Below are 18,784 nucleotides of genomic sequence, written 5' to 3'. Positions count from 1 at the left end.
CCCCTGAGAGCCAGCCAAGGCCTGGAGGCGCGCCTCGGCCGGGAGTGGTCACGGTCTCGCGCCGGCCTCACGGGCGGGACTCGGCTCGTAGCCTGCGGGCGGGCGCTGGAGTATTCGTACAGGAAAAGGAACGGCGCCGGACCACAAGCGGTCCGGCGCCGGTGCAGCGGTTGTCAGTTCTCGGTGTCGTCGGACCCGAGTTCGTCGAGGAACGTGTGGGCCCACCGGGCGACGTCGTGGGTGCGCAGGTGGCGCTGCATGACCCGCATCCGGCGCTTGAGCTCGGGAGCCTCGGCGTTGATCGCGCGCATCAGCGCCTCCTTGACGCCGTCCGGGTCGTGCGGGTTGCACAGGAACGACTGGCGCAGCTCCGTGGCGGCACCGGCGAACTCGCTGAGGATCAGCGCGCCCCCGGTGTCGCCGCGGCAGGCGATGTACTCCTTGGCGACCAGGTTCATGCCGTCCCGCAGCGGGGTCACCATCATCACGTCGGCTGCCGCATACATCGCGGCGAGTTCCTGCTTGTCGACCGACTGGTGCAGATAGTGCACCGCCGGTGTGCCGACCTTGCCGAACTCGCCGTTGATCCGGCCGACCTCGCGCTCGACCTTGACCCGCAGCGTCTGGTAGTGCTCGACGCGCTCCCGGCTGGGCGTGGCCACCTGCACCATCACCGCGTCGCCGACGTTCAGCTTGCCGTCGGCAAGCAGCTCGCGGAACGCCTTGAGGCGCAGCTCGATGCCCTTGGTGTAGTCCAGCCGGTCGACGCCGAGGATGACGGTTTTCGGATCACCCAGCTCGGCCCGGATCTGCTTGGCCCGGGCCTGCACCGCCGGGTCGGCGGCCAGGCGTTCCATGTCCTTGGTGTCGATGCTGATCGGGAACGCGCCGGCTTTCACCTGGCGCCCGTCCACCTGGATCGACTGACCCACGTAGCGCAGGCCGAGCAGGTGCCGGGCCAGCCGGACGAAGTTCTGCGCGGCCAGCCGCTGCTGGAACCCGACCAGGTCGGCGCCGAGCAGGCCGCGCAGGATCTCGGCCCGGAACGGCATCTGCATGAACAGCTCGATCGGGGGGAACGGGATGTGCAGGAAGAAACCGATCTTCAGATCCGGGCGCATCTCCCGGAGCATCGCCGGCACCAGCTGGAGCTGGTAGTCCTGCACCCAGACGGTCGCGCCCTCGGCGGCCACGTCGGCCGCCGCCTCGGCGAACCGATGATTGACCGCCCGGTACGAATCACGCCAGCGGCGCTTGTAGACCGGGGTTTCCACCGCATCGTGATAAAGCGGCCAGATCGTCGCATTCGACTGGCCCTCGTAATAGCGTTCGAGTTCGTCGGCGCTCAATGGCACCGGGTGGATGTGGATGCCCTCCAGATCGAACGGCTCGGGGGCGGTACCATCCCCGCCCGCCCATCCGATCCAGGTGCCGCGGTGCTCGACGAGCACCGGATGCAACGCCGTGACCAGGCCGCCTGGGCTGGGGCGCCACTGGCGTTCCCCGTTCGGCAGAGTGACTTCGTCCACGGGCAGACGGTTGGCGACGACGACGAAGGAACTTCGTTGGGCCACGCTGAGTACACCTCCGGGTGGTTTCTGTTCCCAAGCTGAGCCTACTGTGCGTAGCCAGCTCGGGTCGTACCCACTCTCGTCATGCGATTTTGACCAGGGTGTCATCCTGTGCCGGTGACACCCCTCGATGATCATTCCCAGCATCGGCGCCCGTTGTTCTTCCCTGTGGTCATTGCCACGGTGATGCTCACGATCATCGGGATGACCGGTGGGTATCTGCTCAGTGAGCGGCGCGGGCCCGGGCCGGCGGATGCGGCGTCCTCGCCGACGCCTGATGATTCCTCGTCGTCGGCGCCCGCGTTGCTGCCCACGGACGGGCTCTGCCCGCAGCGGACCCAGGACCTCGGCCCGAGTCAGGGCGCGGTGGGAGAGCTGGGCCGGGTGCTGGAGGTGGCGACGAGGAGCAAGACGGTGATCTGGATCTGCCAGGACAACATCGGGCAGCTCTTCTACCACGCCAACAAGGGCGGCGAGACCGCTCCGTGGAAGGAGGGCATCACCGCGCTCTTCATCAAGAACGTGCAGTACCTGCCGGACGGCAGTTTTGAGGGTGTGGCGTCGGACGGGAGCCGCTTCAACCTGACCCCGGAGCGTTTGCTGATCACCAAGCTGGACGGCAGTCTTGTGGAACAGAAGGCGCGCGTCGGGTAAACCGCCGGGGTTGGCGTTCGAGGCGCCTGCGGGACCTGGAAAGATTGTCCTTTGATCCCCGGCACCGCATTGACCCGGCACCGAAAATCCACGATCGCGGAGGTAGGGCACACCGTGGCCCAGTACATGTACGTCCTGGAAAAGGCGCGCAAGGCGCACGGCGACAAGGTCGTGCTCGACAACGTGACGCTGAGCTTCCTGCCAGGCGTCAAGATCGGTGTTGTCGGGCCGAACGGCGCCGGTAAGTCCAGTCTTCTCAAGATCATGGCGGGTATCGACCAGGTCAGCAACGGCGAGGCCCGGCTGATGCCCGGCTACACCGTCGGCATGCTGGCCCAGGAGCCGCCGCTGAACGAGGAGAAGACCGTCCTCGGCAACATCGAGGAAGCGGTCGCCGACACCAAGGCCAAGCTGGAGCGGTTCAACCAGATCGCCGAGCAGATGGCCACCGACTACACCGACGAGCTGATGGAGGAGATGGGCAAGCTCCAGGAGGAGCTGGACCACTCCAACGCGTGGGACGTGGACTCGCAGCTCGAGCTCGCGATGGACGCGCTGCGCTGCCCGCCGCCGGACGCCGACGTCACCCAGCTCTCCGGTGGTGAGCGCCGCCGCGTCGCGCTGTGCAAACTGCTGCTCGAGGCGCCCGACCTGCTGCTGCTCGACGAGCCCACCAACCACCTGGACGCGGAGAGCGTCTCGTGGCTGGAGCAGCACCTGTCGAAGTACGCCGGCACGGTCATCGCCATCACCCACGACCGGTACTTCCTGGACAACGTCGCGACCTGGATCCTCGAGCTGGACCGCGGTCACGCGTTCCCGTACGAGGGCAACTACTCGACGTACCTGGACAAGAAGGCGGCCCGGCTGACCCTGCAGGGTCGCAAGGACCAGAAGCTGCAGAAGCGCCTCACCGAGGAGCTCGAGTGGGTCCGGTCCAACGCCAAGGCCCGGCAGACCAAGAGCAAGGCCCGCCTCGAGCGGTACGAGGAGATGGCCACCGAGGCGGAGAAGACCCGGAAGCTGGACTTCGAGGAGATCCAGATCCCGCCGGGCCCGCGCCTGGGCAGCACCGTCATCGAGTCCAAGGACCTGGTCAAGGGCTTCGACGGCCGGGTGCTCATCGACCACCTGTCGTTCTCGCTGCCGCGCAACGGCATCGTCGGCATCATCGGCCCGAACGGCGTCGGCAAGACCACGCTGTTCAAGACGATCGTCGGGCTGGAGCAGCCGGACGCGGGCTCGGTGCGGGTCGGTGAGACGGTCAAGCTGTCCTACGTCGACCAGAACCGCTCCGGTCTGGACGGCACCAAGACGGTCTGGGAGGTCGTCTCCGACGGGCTCGACCACATGATGGTCGGCAAGGTCGAGATGCCGTCCCGGGCGTACGTCGCGGCGTTCGGCTTCAAGGGCCCGGACCAGCAGAAACCGGTCAAGGTGCTGTCCGGTGGCGAGCGCAACCGGCTCAATCTCGCGATGACGCTGAAGATCGGCGGCAACGTGATCCTGCTCGACGAGCCGACGAACGACCTGGACGTGGAGACGCTCTCCAGCCTGGAGAACGCGCTGCTGGAGTTCCCCGGCTGCGCCGTGGTCATCTCCCACGACCGGATGTTCCTGGACCGGGTCACCACCCACATGCTGGCGTGGGAGGGCACCGACGAGGACCCGGACAAGTGGTTCTGGTTCGAGGGCAACTTCGACGCGTACGAGAAGAACAAGGTCGACCGCCTGGGTGCGGATGCGGCTCGCCCGCATCGGGTCACCTACCGCAAGCTCACCCGTGACTGAGCGGTTCATCCTCGACGTGCCCGTGCGCTGGTCCGACATGGACGCGTACGGGCATGTCAACAACGCGCGCTTCCTCACCCTGTACGAGGAGGCGCGCGTCGCCATGTTCTTCGTGGGCGCCCGCAAGCACGGCCTCGGCTCGTTCGAGGAGGGCATCGTGATCGCCCGCCACGAGATCGATTATCTGCGCCCGGTGGACTTCGGTGACCCGGTGCGGATCGAGATGTGGGTCTCCGAGCTGCGGACGGCGTCGTTCACCGTGTCGTACGAGCTGTTCGACGACGGCGTACTGGCCAGCCGGGCGCAGTCGGTCTGCGTGCCGTACAACCTGGCGGCCGGGCATCCACGGCGGCTCTCCGAGGCGGAGAAGGACTTCTTGAAGCCGTACTTCTCGGACGGCGGGTCATGAGTGCCCACGGCCTGCTCGGGGTTCCCGACGCAGGCGCGTTCCTGGCCAGGCTGACCCGGCTGGACCCGGCGGCGCCGGTCCGGCTGCGGTCGGCCGGCGGCCGGACCGCCCTCTGGGCGCATCTGCCCTGGGACGTGCTGGTCACCCGCGAGGTGGCCGGACCCGGGCCGGGGGACGCCACGGTCTCCGCCGCCGCTCTGCTGGCCGTGCTGGCCGCGAGTGGCCAGGATCTGCCGGTCCGGCGGGACACCCTGTGGCACTGGGCGCTGCCGCCGGCCGCGAGCCGGTCGATCGAGTCGGTCTCCGGCGCCGAGCTGAGCCGGCTGGCCGCCGCGGCCGCCGGGACGCTGCGGGAGATCTCCTCGACCGGTGTCGACGGCCGGGTGGTCGGGCAGCGAGCGGTCCGGGACGCGCTCCTCGATCACGTTGCGTTGGTCGTCACTCCGGAGGGCGGCGAGCCGGTGGAGGTCTCCCAGCGACTCGTCCAGGCGGTCGCGCGGATGGGTTTCCTCGGTCCGAGGGACGCGGAACCGGCGGCGGCGCGAGTGCGGACCGTCGGTGGCTGGGTGGGAATTTCGGCACCATATGGAGTCGCGTGGCGACAGAGCGCCCACAAATTGACCGTTATGACGATGATCAGTCACCCGAAAGGGTGAGTCCGCATCGTCCTTACGGTTCCGCCCTCCCGTTGGGGGGATGACCTTCAGACACTGTCCGGGTACCGTCGGCCCTCGGGTCCACCGCTACGTCCGGCAGCGGGCCTGTTGGGGAGTGAGGTGCACACGATGCCGTGGTGGTCATGGCGCTCGGGATCGGCCGCGAGTGACGAGGCGGATTCCGGTGGCGAGGTTGCGGTGCAGAGCACCGTCCGTGTCGGTGTCCCGGCCCAACGCGAGCCGAGCCGGAGCGGGTCTCCGGCGGATCTGCCCGCGACCGGCGCTGCCGATGTGATCGAGCCGGTGTCGCTGACGCGCATCGGCAAGGCGCTCGACCTGCTCGACATCCGGTTCCTCGCCGACGGCGGGGGCAGCCTGCTGGCCATGTGGGAGCGGCACGCGGTGCTGTTCACCCTGGAGGGCCCGGATGACGAGATCCTGGTGATGCGGGCGCGTCCGCACGCGACGGTCCCGCCGGACTGGGCCGACCGGGCCTACCGCGTGGTCAACGAGTGGAACCACACGCGGCGCTTCTGCAAGGCGTATGTGGGTGACCCGACCGAGCGTGGCCAGCTCCCGATCTATGCGGAGCTCCAGGTGCCGCTCGCCGCCGGGACCCACGACAAGCTCCTGGTCGAGCTGCTCGACTGCGGCGCCGCCGTCGCCACGTCCTTCGTCGACTGGCTCCACGACGAAGGGGCCCTGCTGTAACCCGGCAGAGCCCCCATCAGTCCCGCCAAGCCGGCTCAGCTCGTTGGGAAGAGGCCGATCCGGCCGTGGTACTCCTTGCCCAGCTCGTCGGTGTCCGAGCCGACGAGCAGGCCGCCCGGGACGGTCAGGAACGCCCGCACCCCCACGCCCCGCGCGCGGGTCGGGTTCCAGGACAGCGCCTTGCCCGTGTTCGGGTTGACCGCGCCGATGCCCGGCCGGGCGACCGCGCCCGGCCCCGGGCCGTTTCCGTCGGTGCCGTACGGGTTGTCGAACCACCGCTGGTGCCCGCCCAGGTAGACGACCGGCCCGGTGATCGCGACCGCGTAGAGCGAGTCCCCGCCGGTCCGCTGCACCCAGGTGGGCCGCTGCTGGCCGGTCCGGTTCGTCTCGAAGCGCGCCGCTGAGTCGCACAGCTTCTGCGCCGACGAGGCCCGCCCGGTCGCCGCGACCACGAAGTACGACCCGTCCGGGGAGAACTTCACCTGCCGCAGGTAGGTGTCGAAGCCCTTCATGCACTGCGGCTTGTAGTCGTCGGTGTACCACCCGGTCAGCTGCGCCGACGAGCCGCCGACGTCGAACTGGGCGATCTGGGTCCGGTCGTAGCCGCCGGACTTGAGGAACGCGCCGACCGCGATCAGCTTGCGCCCGTCCGCGGTGACGTCGAAGTGCTCGACCCGGGTCCGGTTCAGCCCCGGCGCGCTCAGGCGGGCGTCGAAGCCGGAGTCCACGGCGCCGGTCTCGGCGTCCAGCCTGGCCAGCGCGGCCCGGCTGGTCCCGTTGATCGCGGTGAACGTGCCGCCGGCGTAGAGCCGGTCGCCCCGGGTGGCCAGGGCGCGCACGTCACCCCAGTTGACCTTCGCCTTGAACGAGGTGTCCCGGTTGCCGCTGCCCAGCCAGAGCCGGGTGATGCCGCGCTGGGCGGTGCCGTTCACGCTCTTGAACGCGCCGCCGGCGTAGACCGTCCCGTCGGCGCCCGGCGCGAGCGAGTAGATCGCGCCGTCCACCTCCGGGGCGAACGACCGGATCGAGCCGTCGTTCAGGTCGAACGCGAAGATGTTCTTCCGGGCCAGGGTGGTGCGCCGGCTGCTGTCCGCGACCTTGGTGAACGCGCCGCCGACGATCACGGTGTCGCCGACCACGGCGAGGGACCAGACCGTGCCGTCCAGCACGTGCGGGGTCCAGTCCACCGGGTTGCTGGAGACGATGTCGGACTGCGCGATGTCGGCCATCGCGGGTGGTGCTCCGGCCAGCGTGGCCAGGACTACGGTGGCGACGGCCAGCAGGCGACGGCGCATGGGGCGACTCCCGGATCGTGGGTGGACAATCCGATCAACGAGTCACCCGCCAGTGGCGACACGATTCAGACGGCGGGCTCCGTGTTCACCATGAAATACGCGGCCCGCTCCAGGTAGTCCCAGAGCGTGGCGCGTTGCTCCGCGGTCAGGTCGATCGAGTCCACCGCCGCCCGCATGCACGCCAGCCACGCGTCCCGTTCGGCCGGGCCGACCCGGAACGGCGCATGCCGCATCCGTAGCCGGGGGTGGCCGCGGGTCTCCGAATACGTGCTCGGGCCGCCCCAGTACTGCATCAGGAAGAGCCGCATCCGCTCGGACGCGGGCCCGAGGTCCTCCTCGGGGTACATCGGCCGCAGGAGCGGGTCCTGCGCGACACCCTCGTAGAACTTGTCCACCAGGCGGCGGAACGTGGGCTCGCCGCCGACGGCGGTGAAGAAATTGGCCTCTTCCGGTACGGGTGCGGTCACCGTTCCATCCTGCCAGCCGTCCGGTGCGCCGCGGTGTGACCCTCGGCGCTCCCGGGCTCAGGCGGCCGGCTCGGCGTGTTCGGCGGGCGTGACCGGCGGCTCGGCCTGCTTCGGCGGTGCGGTGACGGGCGGCGCGGCGAACGGCGGCGCGGTCGCGGGCGGCGGGGTCTCGGCCGAGGCGTCCTGCTCGGCGGCCGAGAAGCGGGCCCGGTTCGGCCAGAACACCGCGACCGCACCCATCGCGAGCGTGCCGGCCACGCTCCACAGGCCGACCACCAGCGGGATCCGGAAGGTGTCGGCCAGCGACCCGGTGATCAGCACCGCGGCGAACTGGCTGGCCTGCATCCCGCTGTTCATCACGCCGAACGCCCGGGCCCGGTGGGTGGGCGGCAGGACCAGCACGAACGCCGCGTTGAGCGTCGGCTGCAGGGCGCCCTGTGCCAGCCCGGAAACGGTCACCAGCAGCGCGACGGCGAACGGCGGCGGCGACAGCAGGACCGGGGTGAGCACCAGCGGGGTGACCACGGCCAGCAGCGGGGTCATCCGCCGCCGCCGGTCGGCCGGGACCAGCCGGCTGAACAGCAGGCCGCCGACGACGAACCCGAACGGCCCGGCCGCCATGATCATGCCCTGGTTGAGGCCGCGGGAGCCGTTGGGCACGGCCTGGGCGGCCCAGGAGGCGGCCAGGCTCTCCGGGACGATGAAGAACGCGACGACGGCGAAGACCACGATGGCGATGGACCGCAGCACCGGGTTGCCGAAGACCACCCGGAAGCCCTCGGCGGTCTCCTGCAGCAGGTGCTGGCGCTGTGCCAGTGCCACCGCGGCCGGCCGGGCCCGCACCTGGGTGGCGATCAGCAGCGCCGAGATCGCGTACGTGCACACGTCCAGGCCGATGGCCAGGCGCGGGTTCACGCCGACGGCGACGGTCGCGCCGATCAGGTATCCGGTGACCATGGCGGCCTGGGTGGAGGTCGACTGGATGGCGATCGCCAGGGTGAGCCGTTCCCGGCCGACCACCAGCGGCAGCATCGCCGACCGGGCCGCCTGGGCGGGCGGGCTGCCCAGGCTGTTGAGCAGGACCACCAGCAGGATCAGGGCGGGCGGCAGGCCGGGGATCAGCAGCAGCGCGGTCAGGGTCATCCGGTAGACGTCGGCGATCACCATGACCCGGCGATGCGGATACCTGTCGCCGAGCGAGGCGAGCAGCGGGCCGGCCAGGATCCAGGGCAGGTAGCCGAGTGCGAAGGAGATCGCGGACAGCAGCACCGACCGGGTCTGCTGGTAGACCAGAACGGTCACGGCGGCGCGGGACAGGTAATCGCCGATCCAGCTGGTCACCGAGGACAGGTACACCGCCCGGAACTCCGGCAGCCCGAAAAGGCCCCGGAAAGTGACATTGCTGCCACTCTCCGTAGCTTCTTCGGTCGGTTCTGACCCCTCCGGGTTGCTGGCCACGCGCCCTCCATCGCTCTCGACGATCGCCGAGAGTCCGGCGACAGTCGTCCGCACTCTCGGGTCCACCGGCGCGAACGTGCCTTTGCATGTGCAGAAGCTGTTCCGGATTCTGCCCGATCGTCCTAGTCGATGCTAGGGCGGTTGGCCCGATTTTCGACCATTCGGCGGAGGGTGTAGCCGATTAATGTGGCGTAGGGCCTGGTCAGGCCGCTCCGCCCGGCGGCTGCTCACCGATCGAAGGCGAAGAATTCTCTGGGGCCGTGTACCAGGGCGGGGGCACCGAGGAGCGCGGCACCATGCGGGAGGCGGCGATCCGCCCGGACAGCCCGCTGGACTCCATCGCCTCGTTCAGCGTCCGGCGCAGCTCCCGCTGCACTGTCGCCTGACTGTCCGCGGTGGTTTTCGCGATCGTACGGATCACCGCGCCGTCCACGGTGAGCTGCTCGACGCCGACCACGTCCGGCGGCTCGATGAACTCGGTCTGGTGTTCCGGGTGCTCGGCGATCGCGATGGCGGCGCCCTTCAGCACGTTGATCGCCTCCTCCGAGTTGACGAAGCCGATCGGAATGTCGATCACGACCATGGCCCAGCCCTGGCTCTTGTTGCCGACCCGGACGATCTCGCCGTTGCGGATGTACCAGAGCACGCCGCGGGAGTCCCGGACCGTGGTGATCCGCAGGCCGACGCTCTCCACCACGCCGATGGCCTCGCCCAGGTCGACCGTGTCGCCGACGCCGTACTGGTCCTCCAGCAGCATGAACAGGCCGGCGATCAGGTCCTTGACCAGGCTCTGCGCGCCGAAACCGAGCGCGACGCCGACGATGCCGGCACTGGCCAGCAGCGGGGCCAGGTTGAAGCCGAACTCACCCAGGACCAGCAGCGTGGCCATGGTGAAGACCACCGCGCTGACGAAACTCCGCAGCACCGAGCCGATCGCCTCGGCGCGCTGGCGCCGGCGCTCCGGGATGAACTGGGCCTCCTCGGCCGCCACCTCGGACCGTTCCTTCAGCGGCTTCAGCAGCGCCGGCATCGCGGCGCGCGAGGTGCTGGCGGTCAGCCGGCTGATCGCGCGGTGCAGCAGCCAGCGGATCAGCATCGCGATCGCGATGATCGCTATGACCCGCATCGGCTTCACGATGATCACGAAGCCGCTCTGTGCGAGCCAGGGCGCCCAGTCCGCCTTGTCTACCAGCCAGTTGCAGACCGTATCGAGCTGGCAGGACTTGTCGAGATCGACAGTCGGCAGGGTGACGGATGGGGATGGGTCGGTGGTTGGAGCTAGGAGCAACACGGGAAGTCAAGGTACCGGGTCGACCTGGGTCCGAGACCTCAGACGTTTACCCGCGCGCCACAGATTGTGCTCGCAATTTGGTCATCCATCAGGGACTATTGGCGCACGGGCTACGCCAGCGAGGCCCAGATCACACACGGCTGAGCTACGGGAGCGCCTGAAAGCAACTGATCCGGAAGGGTGACTGCGATGCCTGACATACGACCCACAGTGGGCTCTTCCTCGTTAGTGCTGAACGCCACCTACGAGCCGCTGTGCGTCGTATCGGTGCGCCGGGCGACAATTCTCGTCCTCACCGACAAGGCGGAGTGCATCTCCGACGGAGACGGCATCCTGCACAGCGCGCGGCAAACCCTCCCGGTTCCTTCGGTGGTCCGCCTCACGCGGTATGTGAGAGTTCCCTACCGCACCCATATCGGCCTCTCCCGCCGTGCGATCTTCGCCCGGGACGCCGGCCGGTGTGCCTACTGCCGGGGTTCCGCCGAGACCATCGATCACGTCTTCCCGCGCAGCCGAGGTGGTCTGCACGCCTGGGAGAACGTGGTGGCCGCCTGCGCCAAGTGCAATCACAGCAAGGGCGACAAGACACCGGCCGAGCTCGGCTGGCGCCTGCATTCCATACCCCAGGCGCCACGAGGGGTCGCCTGGCGGGTGCTCGGGCACCGCACCCCCGATCCCCGTTGGATGGACTGGCTCGACCTGCCCGACAACCACGCCGCCGCGGCACCCGCCGAGGCGGCGTAGTCATATCCCGCGCGCTGGTCGGCACCCCTCACCGGGAGTCGACCAGCGAGGCGTAGACGACGATGTTGTCGGCGTAGCCCTGCTCGCCACCGAGCCATTTCCCGCCGCAGGTCATCAGCCGCAGCGCCGGCCGGCTGTAGTCGCCGTAGACCCGGTGCACCGGGAGCTCGTCCTTGTCGTAGTGCTCCACCGAGTTCACCTCGAACACCGCGACCGTGCCGTCCGCCCGGCGCACCTCGATCGGCTGCTTGGGCTTGAGCTTGCCCAGGTCGTGGAAGACCGACGGACCGGTACGCGTGTCCGCGTGCCCGACGAACAGCGCCGGCCCGAACTGTCCCGGTGTCGGCCCGCCGTCGAACCAGCCGACCTCGTTGTGCCGTTTCAGCGGCGGCACGTCCACCGACCCGTCGCCGGCCAGCCCGACGTCCAGGATCGGCGCGTCGACCTTGAGGTCCGGGATGGTCAGCCGCTGCGGCCGGCTCGGCTCCAGCACCGGGAAGGCGCGCGGCGGCGGCGCGTCCGGCCCGCGGAACAGCCCGCCGAGGTCGAAGCCGGTGGCCACGCCGAGCCCCATGCCGACCGCGAACAGCCCGACGAAGAACAGGATCAGCGCGATCCAGCCGAACGGCAGGCGGCCCTTGCGCCGGCGCGCCGACGACGGTGGCGTCCGGCGGCGCGGCCGGGGCATCCGGAAGGGTGAACGGCCCCCGCCGACCGGTGGTGGCGCCGGCAGCGGGCCGGTCACCACGCCCGGTGGCGGGGCGCCGATCACCTGGGCCGGGCGTTTGCGCTGCACCGACTCCGGCATGCGGGGCGGGCGCCCGGTCTGGTCGGTCACCCCGGCCTCAGCTCGGTCGCCGGCGGCGTACCGAGAGCAGGGCCAGCGCGCCCGCCGCGACCATCACCGTCAGGCCCCCGCCGACCAGCAGGGACGCTTCCGGCCCGGGTGCTGTCCCGCCGCCGCCGGTGGCCGGGCCGCGGGCCGGTTCGACCTTCGCGACCACGTGCAGGTTCGCGCTCGCGGTCTTGTCGTCCGGGCAGTGCAGGGTGACCTTGTAGTCGCCGGCTTTCTGGTCGGCCGGCACCGTCGCGGTCGCGGTCAGGAAGTTGAAATCCGGCTCGACCGGCACCGATCCGATCGGTGCCGCGGTGACCGTGGCGGCCTTCGCGTTGCTGTTGCAGGACGCGCGCAGGGACACCACGTCACCGGCGCGCACCGTGCTCGGGTTGAGTTCGAGGAATACGGCGTCGGCTGCCCGCGCGGCGGTGGCCGGCAGCAGCACGGCGGGGGCTCCGGCGACTGCCAGAGCCGTGAACATCGCCGCGCCAGCGGCGGGGACGGTCAGGCGCATGGAAATCCCCCTCCTGCCGTTCGCGGGTGGAAAGTACGCGGACGGCGCGTGAAGGTGATTTTCGCATTGCGACGCACATTCCGCGTAGATCCCGACGGCGTGAGACCCCGGTTCGAGACCCGACGGTCCGGGACGACTCGTGCTCCGCTACCGTGATTGATGTTCAGTCTCACGATGGATCACCGGCGCCTGGGGGCGTTCAGTTGTCTGTAATAACCACCATTCTGGTCTATCTGATCATCCCGGCCGCGATCATCGGCCTGGTGTCCTTCCTCGCGCTCGCCGGTTCTGACCGGGACAAGCCGTCCCGTCGGTACCGTCCGGGTCAGCCGTACGAGTTCCCGCCGATGTGGTTCCTGGCCTCGCCCGAGCGATCCGTCGCGGCGAGCCACGGTCACGCGGTCAAGGCGATCGAGCGCGGACTGGTCATCGAGGACAGCTCCGGCGCTCCGGTCCGGCCCGGCCCGACAGGAGGCGCAAGTGACAAGTGGTGAGGCGGTCGTGGCCGACCGCGAGAGCCCGTTCACGACCCGTCAGCTGCTGCGCCTGGACGAGGCGTTGCGCCTCGCCGACCAGGCGACCGGCCTGACCTTCAGCATCTACGTCGGCGAGCTGGCGGAGCCGATCCGCGAGTCGGCCGAGAAACTGCACAGCGAGATCGTGGATCCGCATCGTGCGGTGCTCCTCGCCGTCTCGCCGAGCCAGCGCAGGCTGGAGATCGTCACGGGCGACGAGGCCCGTAAGCGGATCACCGACCGGGACGCGAAGCTGGCCGCCTTCGGCATGGCCGGTTCGTTCTCCGGTGGCGACCTGATCGGTGGCCTGATGATCGGTCTCGACCAGCTGGCGTCGCACGCCGGCCGTTCCTGACCTGGTTTATCGCCAGGCCCCCGGTGCCACTCTGACCGGGTACGGGGCGTCGAGCTTCACCAGCTCGGCGCCCTCGACCCGTTGGACCTGCCGGTATGCCGCGCCGTCGAGCGTGTGCACCCGCAGCTCCGTGCCCGGCTCCACCAGCCAGTAGGCGGGGATGCCGCCGGCCGCGTACACCGCGGGTTTGAGCAGGTCGTCGTAGCGCCGGGTCTCGTCCGAGGTCACCTCGACGACCAGGGCCACGTCTGCCGGGCTCACCCAGCTCGTCCCGGACGACCGGGGTCGCAGCACGGTGACGTCGGGCACCAGGCTGCTGGTGCCGATCTCGACGCCCACGCGGGCGCACACCCACCAGTCCGGCGGGGCGGCCGCGCGCAGCGTGGTGACGATCGCGTCGACCACGGCGTCGTGCATCCCGTCCAGGCGTGGCGTGACGTGCAGGCTGCCGTCGACGATCTCGTACCGGTGCCCGTCCTGCGGGAACAGGTGCAGGTCGGGTTCGGTCCACCGGCCGTCCGGCGCGGTCCATCGGGCCGGTGATCCCTGGCTCAGCATCGTCACGGGCTCTACCTCCAACGCCGCCATCACCCGAACGCGGAGTGTCAGCCTACTCACGCAGTGTTGTTGCGGTTGGGTTACGCGGCGGTAAGTTCCTTTTGTGGGAATCCACGAAAAACGGCCCCGTCCGAATAATCGGACGAGGCCGTTCCCTGGTACTACCGGATCAGCCGGCCGACACGTCCTTGGCCCGGGCCTTCAGCGCGCGCAGCACGCCGTCCCGGCCCTCGGCGACCAGCCGCCGCAGCGACGCCGGGTGCCCGTCCTTGGCCAGCCAGGCGTCGGTCAGCGCGACCGTCTCCTGGCTGATCTGGAACGCCGGGTACGCCAGCTGGGTGAACTCCTGCGCCGGCTCGCTGTCCGAGCGCGCCCACACCTTGCCCACCTCGGTGAAGAACTTCTCCGCGTACGGCGCTGTCAGGGCCACCTGGCGGGTGCTCTGGAAGCCCTGCAGCAGCGACCGGTTCAGCCAGTTCGGCGGGGTCTGCGGCCCGGTCAGGTCGGCCCACACCCGGGCCTTGTTCTCCGGCGTCGGCAGCAGCGCGCGAGCGACCGCCGCCTCCCGCTCCCCACTGGCCGTCTTGTCACCGGTCAGCTCGTCGTCGATCTCCGACTCGGCGGCGGCACCCAGCGCGGACAGCGCCTGCAGCAGCGACCAGCGCAGCTCGGTGTCGACCACCAGGCCGGCCGGGGCCGCGCCGTCGAGCCAGCCGCGCAGCACGGCGGCCTGCTCCTCGGTACGCGCCGCGGTGATGTACGCCCGCGCCCAGGTCAGCTGCCATCCGCTGCCCGGCTCGGCGGCGGCCAGCTGGGTCTCGGCCAGCGTCGTCAGCATCGCCCAGCCGGTCGGCGCCCACGCCGGGTCCGCGAAGCTGACCAGCGCGCTGCCGGCCTGCCGCAGGGTGGCGGTGGTCAGGTTGATGTCGCTCTCGGCCGGCAGGCCCGAGCAGACCAGCTGCACGTAGTCGCGGGCGGCCAGCTCGGCGTCGCGCAGCATGTCCCAGGCCGCGGCCCAGCACAGTGCCCGCGGCAGCGCCGAGTCGAAGCCGGCGATGTGCTTGACCAGCGTGCCCATCGAGCGCTCGTCCAGGCGCAGCTTCGCGTACGTCAGGTCGTCGTCGTTGATCAGCAGCAGGTCCGGCGCCTTGACCCCGGCCAGCGCGGTGACCTCGGTGTGCTCCCCGGACACGTCCACCTCGAGCAGCTCGCGCCGCACCAGCCGGTCGCCGTCCAGGTCGTAGAGGCCGATCCCGATCCGGTGGGTGCGCAGCGTCGCGTAGTCGGCCGGAGCCTCCTGCAGGACCGTCACCTTGGTGTAGTGCTGCCGGTCGTCCAGCTCGACGACCGGGCGCAGGGTGTTCACCTGCGCGGTCTCCAGCCACTGCGCGGCGAACTTGCGCAGTTCCCGCCCGGACGCCGCCTCCAGCTCGGTGAGCAGGTCGTCGAAGGTGGCGTTGCCCCAGGCGTGCTTGGCGAAGTAGGCGCGCAGACCGGTCAGGAACGGGTCGAGGCCGACGTACGCCACCAGCTGCTTGATCACGCTGGCGCCCTTGGCGTAGGTGATCCCGTCGAAGTTGACCTCGACGGCTTCCAGGTCCGGCATCTCGCAGTACACCGGGTGGGTGGAGGAGAGCTGGTCCTGCCGGTAGCCCCAGGCCTTCCGGATGGACAGGAACGTCGACCAGGCGTCGGTGAACCGGGTGGCGTGCGTGTTGCACCAGTGGCTGGCCCACTCGGCGAACGACTCGTTCAGCCACAGGTCGTTCCACCAGCGCATGGTGACCAGGTCACCGAACCACATGTGGGCGAGCTCGTGCAGGATCGTGTTGGCCCGCTGCTCGTACTCGTAGTCGGTGACCTGCGAGCGGAAGATGTAGTGCGCCTCGGCGTGGGTGACGCAGCCGAAGTTCTCCATCGCGCCGGCGTTGAAGTCCGGCACCCAGAGCTGGTCGTACTTCGGCAGCGGGTAGCGCACGCCGAACTGCTCGTGGAAGAAGTCGAAGCCCTGCTTGGTGACCAGGAACAGGTCGTCGGCGTCCAGGTACTGCGCCATCGAGGCGCGGCAGAACACGCCCAGGTCGATGCCGTCGTGCGAGTCGCGGACCTCGTGGTACGGCCCGGCGCAGATCGCCGTGATGTACGTGCTCATCTTCGCCGATGTGGCGAAGTGCACGGTCCGCGCGCCGCCGGCGGCCGGTTCCTCCCGCTCGACCAGCGAGTTCGACACCACCTTCCAGTGGCTCGGCGCGGTCACGTGCCAGGTGTAGACGCTCTTCAGGTCGGGCTGGTCGAACGCCGCGTAGACCCGCTGGGCGTCCGCGGTCTCGAACTGGCTGTAGAGGTAGATCTCCTGGTCGACCGGGTCGACGCTGCGCTGCAGGCCCTGCCCGCTCGCCGAGTACGCGAAGTCGCCGTCCACCACCAGGGTGTTCTCGGCGGCCAGGGCGGTCAGCCGCAGGCCCTTCTCGGGCGACCAGGCACTCAGGTCGAGCGGTTCGCCGTTCAGCGTGGCGGTGTGCAGCTTCACGGCCGCGGCCTCGACGAACGTCTCCGCGCCGGGCTCGGCGCAGCGGAAGGTGAGCACTGTGGTGGAGCGGAAGGTGACGGAACCGGGATCGCCGTTTCCGTCGGTCAGGTCGAGGGTGATGTCGTAGCCGACGACCTCGAGCAATCGACTCCGCTCCGCAGCCTCGACCTGGGTCAGGTTGTGAACACCGGCCACGTGCACTCTCCTTCGAGCTGACTGCTTTTCCTCGCAGCCTATGCGTCGCGCCCGTCTCACACCGCACCCCCACCGCCTTCAGCGGTGGCAGGATCGATCCCATGAGCGAACGCGCGACTGTCGACATGTGGTTCGACCCCCTGTGCCCGTGGGCCTGGATCACCTCCCGCTGGCTGCTCGAGGTGGAGAAGGTGCGTCCCCTCGACATCCGGTTCAACGTGATGAGTCTGTCCGTTCTCAACGAGGGCCGGGACCTCCCGGAGCAGTACCGGGACCTGATGGACAAGGGCTGGGGCCCGGTCCGGGTCTGCATCGCCGCGGCCGAGACCGCCGGGCCGGAGGTGCTGCGCGATCTCTACACCGCGCTCGGCACCCGGATCCACCTGCAGAAGTACGAGCTGGACGAGAAGCTGTTCACCGAGGCCCTGACCGAGGCCGGTCTGGACCCGGCGCTGGCCGCGGCGGCCACCTCCGACAGCCGCGACGAGGCGCTGCGGGCCAGCCACAACGCCGGGATGAAGCCGGTCGGCACGGACGTCGGCACCCCGGTGATCCACGCGCCCGGCCCGGACCCGGACTCCACCATCGCCTTCTTCGGCCCGGTCGTCACCCCGGCGCCCAAGGGCGAGGCGGCCGGAAAGCTCTGGGACGGCGTCCTGCTGGTCGCCGGCACCCCGGGCTTCTACGAGATCAAGCGAAGCCGCGAACTCGGCCCGATTTTCGACTAGTGCACCACCCGAGGGCCCGCACCGTCGTTGGATGAGGTGATGTACACCTCATCCAGCACGGCAGCAGACATGACGATCGGCGTTCAACGCGGCGTCTGGGCGGATCTCTCCCCGGAACTGGCGGGACTCGTCGCGCCACCGGTCACGGTCACCGCGAATCCGTTCCTCGGGACGGAAAATCCGCTCCTCGGGACGGCACTTCCGGTCGAACGTCCGGTGAACGCTCATCGACGGGCACAGTTGAGCAGGTCACGCGCGAACATGCCGGTAGGTAGGCACCGCCGGTCCGCGGGGTAAGTTGCCCCTCATGACGGTCGTGCACCCGATCAGCCGGGCCTGGATCACCACTGGCGGTACCGGAGCCCAGAACTACGACGAGTTCGCCGACGACGCCGAAATCACCGACATCATCACGGCCAATCCGCACAGCTCGCTGGCCGTGGAAATGCCGCATCTCGCGCCCGACTCCCTCGGCAAGACCTTCGCGGAAGCCCTACCGGACGCCGTCGTCCGGCTGGAGCGCGACAAGTCCGAGGGCGACTACCGGCAGGCTGAGCACGTCGTGGTGCTCTATCGGATCACCGCGAAGGACGAGGCGCCCGCCTACGGCCTGTGGAGCATGGTCGAAACGGCCGAGATCTCCACCAGCGCCGACGAGCCGGGCCTGGTCATCCGCAACGAGGACGTCTTCATCGCCAAGGTCCGTGAGCGGGTCGCGCTCGCCGAGGCGCTGCAGACGCTGCTCTCGCCGGTGCTGCTGCTGCAGACCGGCAAGGGCGAGGAACTGCATGCCGCGCTCGCCGACGCCTGCGACGCGGCCGGTGAGCCGGAGGCCACCGACACCGACCAGACCGGCCGGACCCACGCCATCTGGGTGCTGGGCGCCGGTGAGCTGCAGGACCGGCTCACCGCGCTGGCCGGCGGCGGCGAGCTGGTGGTCGCCGACGGCAACCACCGGAGCCTGGCCGCGCAGACCGGTGGGCTGCCGCGCTTCCTCGCGGTGATCACCACACCCGCCTCGGTCGCGATCCAGCCCTACAACCGCCTGGTCAGCGAGCTTCCGGCGACGCCGGAGGAGTTTCTGAAAGGCCTCCGCGAGGCAGGTGCGACGGTCACCGAGCTGCCGCGCGCCGCGGCCCTTCCCCCCAAGGGCACGATCGAGGTGTACGCAGGGGGTCGCTCCTACTCGGTCGCACTGCCGTCCGACCCGGCCGGAACCGCGGTGGACAACCTGGACCACGGACTGGTCGAGCGGGTGCTGCTGGGTGACGTGCTGGGTCTGGAACCCGGCGACAAGCGGATCTCCTACATCGGTGGTGACTACCCGGTCGAGTGGCTGCGTGGTGAGGTCGACGCCGGTCGGGCCGCGCTGGCCGTGCTGATCGCGCCGGTGACCGTTGAGGACTTCGTCGCGGTCAACCTGGCCCGGCTGAAGCTGCCGCGCAAGAGCACCTGGTTCACCCCGAAGGCCCGTGGCGGTCTCGTCCTGGCCCAGCTCGGCTGA

19 protein-coding genes are annotated in these 18,784 nt (G+C 69.7%); 10 read left to right on the top strand and 9 right to left on the bottom strand.

Annotation, left to right across the window (positions count from 1 at the left end):
• Positions 1 to 173 precede the first annotated feature (173 nt).
• Positions 174 to 1,574 (bottom strand): alpha,alpha-trehalose-phosphate synthase (UDP-forming), encoded by a 1,401-nt coding sequence (locus Apa02nite_RS47730; RefSeq protein ID WP_203831062.1) that lies wholly within the window; start codon positions 1,572 to 1,574, stop codon positions 174 to 176.
• 114 nt (positions 1,575 to 1,688) lie between these two features.
• Between Apa02nite_RS47730 and Apa02nite_RS47725 the strand changes: the two genes are divergently transcribed.
• The 5 genes from Apa02nite_RS47725 (at position 1,689) to Apa02nite_RS47705 (ending at position 5,792) form a co-directional block, all read left to right on the top strand.
• Positions 1,689 to 2,225: a hypothetical protein gene (locus Apa02nite_RS47725; RefSeq protein ID WP_239165082.1), complete on the top strand. Its 537-nt coding sequence runs from the start codon at positions 1,689 to 1,691 to the stop codon at positions 2,223 to 2,225.
• Between the two features lie 114 nt (positions 2,226 to 2,339).
• On the top strand, positions 2,340 to 4,016 hold the full coding sequence (gene ettA / locus Apa02nite_RS47720; protein ID WP_203831061.1) for an energy-dependent translational throttle protein EttA: 1,677 nt from the start codon (positions 2,340 to 2,342) through the stop codon (positions 4,014 to 4,016).
• Entirely contained in the window at positions 4,009 to 4,425 is a 417-nt protein-coding gene (locus tag Apa02nite_RS47715) for an acyl-CoA thioesterase (RefSeq protein WP_239165081.1), read from the top strand. The genes ettA and Apa02nite_RS47715 overlap by 8 nt, the downstream gene beginning before the upstream one ends.
• Entirely contained in the window at positions 4,422 to 5,081 is a 660-nt protein-coding gene (locus tag Apa02nite_RS47710) for a DUF8185 domain-containing protein (protein WP_203831059.1), read from the top strand. The genes Apa02nite_RS47715 and Apa02nite_RS47710 overlap by 4 nt, the downstream gene beginning before the upstream one ends.
• Before the next feature lie 129 nt (positions 5,082 to 5,210).
• On the top strand, positions 5,211 to 5,792 hold the full coding sequence (locus Apa02nite_RS47705) for a type III secretion system chaperone family protein (RefSeq protein WP_067705435.1): 582 nt from the start codon (positions 5,211 to 5,213) through the stop codon (positions 5,790 to 5,792).
• A 35-nt stretch (positions 5,793 to 5,827) separates the two neighbouring features.
• On the opposite strand, the gene Apa02nite_RS47700 is transcribed toward Apa02nite_RS47705, so the two are convergent.
• The 4 genes from Apa02nite_RS47700 to Apa02nite_RS47685 all read right to left on the bottom strand — a co-directional run bounded on the left by Apa02nite_RS47700 (position 5,828) and on the right by Apa02nite_RS47685 (position 10,303).
• Positions 5,828 to 7,087: a delta-60 repeat domain-containing protein gene (locus Apa02nite_RS47700; RefSeq protein WP_203831058.1), complete on the bottom strand. Its 1,260-nt coding sequence runs from the start codon at positions 7,085 to 7,087 to the stop codon at positions 5,828 to 5,830.
• Positions 7,088 to 7,152: 65 nt separating this feature from the next.
• Complete coding sequence (locus Apa02nite_RS47695; RefSeq protein ID WP_203831057.1) at positions 7,153 to 7,554, bottom strand: globin; 402 nt, start codon at positions 7,552 to 7,554, stop codon at positions 7,153 to 7,155.
• Positions 7,555 to 7,611: 57 nt separating this feature from the next.
• Positions 7,612 to 9,012: an MFS transporter gene (locus Apa02nite_RS47690; protein ID WP_203831056.1), complete on the bottom strand. Its 1,401-nt coding sequence runs from the start codon at positions 9,010 to 9,012 to the stop codon at positions 7,612 to 7,614.
• A gap of 202 nt (positions 9,013 to 9,214) precedes the next feature.
• Positions 9,215 to 10,303, bottom strand: a complete 1,089-nt coding sequence (locus tag Apa02nite_RS47685) for a mechanosensitive ion channel family protein (RefSeq protein ID WP_373873103.1) — start codon at positions 10,301 to 10,303, stop codon at positions 9,215 to 9,217.
• A 189-nt stretch (positions 10,304 to 10,492) separates the two neighbouring features.
• Between Apa02nite_RS47685 and Apa02nite_RS47680 the strand changes: the two genes are divergently transcribed.
• Positions 10,493 to 11,047: an HNH endonuclease gene (locus Apa02nite_RS47680; protein ID WP_203831055.1), complete on the top strand. Its 555-nt coding sequence runs from the start codon at positions 10,493 to 10,495 to the stop codon at positions 11,045 to 11,047.
• Positions 11,048 to 11,075: 28 nt separating this feature from the next.
• Here the strand turns inward: Apa02nite_RS47680 and Apa02nite_RS47675 are convergent, their stop codons facing one another.
• Together Apa02nite_RS47675 and Apa02nite_RS47670 are read right to left on the bottom strand one after the other, a co-directional pair.
• Positions 11,076 to 11,885 (bottom strand): class F sortase, encoded by an 810-nt coding sequence (locus Apa02nite_RS47675; protein WP_239165080.1) that lies wholly within the window; start codon positions 11,883 to 11,885, stop codon positions 11,076 to 11,078.
• 7 nt (positions 11,886 to 11,892) lie between these two features.
• Complete coding sequence (locus Apa02nite_RS47670; RefSeq protein WP_203831054.1) at positions 11,893 to 12,399, bottom strand: hypothetical protein; 507 nt, start codon at positions 12,397 to 12,399, stop codon at positions 11,893 to 11,895.
• Between the two features lie 203 nt (positions 12,400 to 12,602).
• Between Apa02nite_RS47670 and ctaJ the strand changes: the two genes are divergently transcribed.
• Together ctaJ and Apa02nite_RS47660 are read left to right on the top strand one after the other, a co-directional pair.
• Positions 12,603 to 12,893, top strand: a complete 291-nt coding sequence (gene ctaJ, locus Apa02nite_RS47665; protein WP_083972495.1) for an aa3-type cytochrome oxidase subunit CtaJ — start codon at positions 12,603 to 12,605, stop codon at positions 12,891 to 12,893.
• Positions 12,880 to 13,269, top strand: coding sequence for a DUF5130 family protein (locus tag Apa02nite_RS47660; protein ID WP_203831053.1), 390 nt, complete (start codon positions 12,880 to 12,882; stop codon positions 13,267 to 13,269). The genes ctaJ and Apa02nite_RS47660 overlap by 14 nt, the downstream gene beginning before the upstream one ends.
• A 6-nt stretch (positions 13,270 to 13,275) precedes the next feature.
• Here the strand turns inward: Apa02nite_RS47660 and Apa02nite_RS47655 are convergent, their stop codons facing one another.
• Together Apa02nite_RS47655 and pepN are read right to left on the bottom strand one after the other, a co-directional pair.
• Positions 13,276 to 13,827, bottom strand: coding sequence for a Uma2 family endonuclease (locus Apa02nite_RS47655; RefSeq protein WP_203831064.1), 552 nt, complete (start codon positions 13,825 to 13,827; stop codon positions 13,276 to 13,278).
• A 169-nt stretch (positions 13,828 to 13,996) separates the two neighbouring features.
• Complete coding sequence (pepN, locus tag Apa02nite_RS47650) at positions 13,997 to 16,552, bottom strand: aminopeptidase N (protein WP_203831052.1); 2,556 nt, start codon at positions 16,550 to 16,552, stop codon at positions 13,997 to 13,999.
• 101 nt (positions 16,553 to 16,653) lie between these two features.
• On the opposite strand from pepN, the gene Apa02nite_RS47645 reads away from it, so the two are divergent.
• Together Apa02nite_RS47645 and Apa02nite_RS47640 are read left to right on the top strand one after the other, a co-directional pair.
• Positions 16,654 to 17,280 (top strand): mycothiol-dependent nitroreductase Rv2466c family protein, encoded by a 627-nt coding sequence (locus Apa02nite_RS47645; RefSeq protein WP_203831051.1) that lies wholly within the window; start codon positions 16,654 to 16,656, stop codon positions 17,278 to 17,280.
• 307 nt (positions 17,281 to 17,587) lie between these two features.
• On the top strand, positions 17,588 to 18,784 hold the full coding sequence (locus Apa02nite_RS47640; protein WP_067705418.1) for a DUF1015 family protein: 1,197 nt from the start codon (positions 17,588 to 17,590) through the stop codon (positions 18,782 to 18,784).

The organism is Actinoplanes palleronii (assembly GCF_016862315.1).
GTDB lineage: Bacteria > Actinomycetota > Actinomycetes > Mycobacteriales > Micromonosporaceae > Actinoplanes > Actinoplanes palleronii.
Note: the sequence above shows the minus strand (reverse complement) of the source record. Positions and strands in the feature narration are given on the sequence as shown.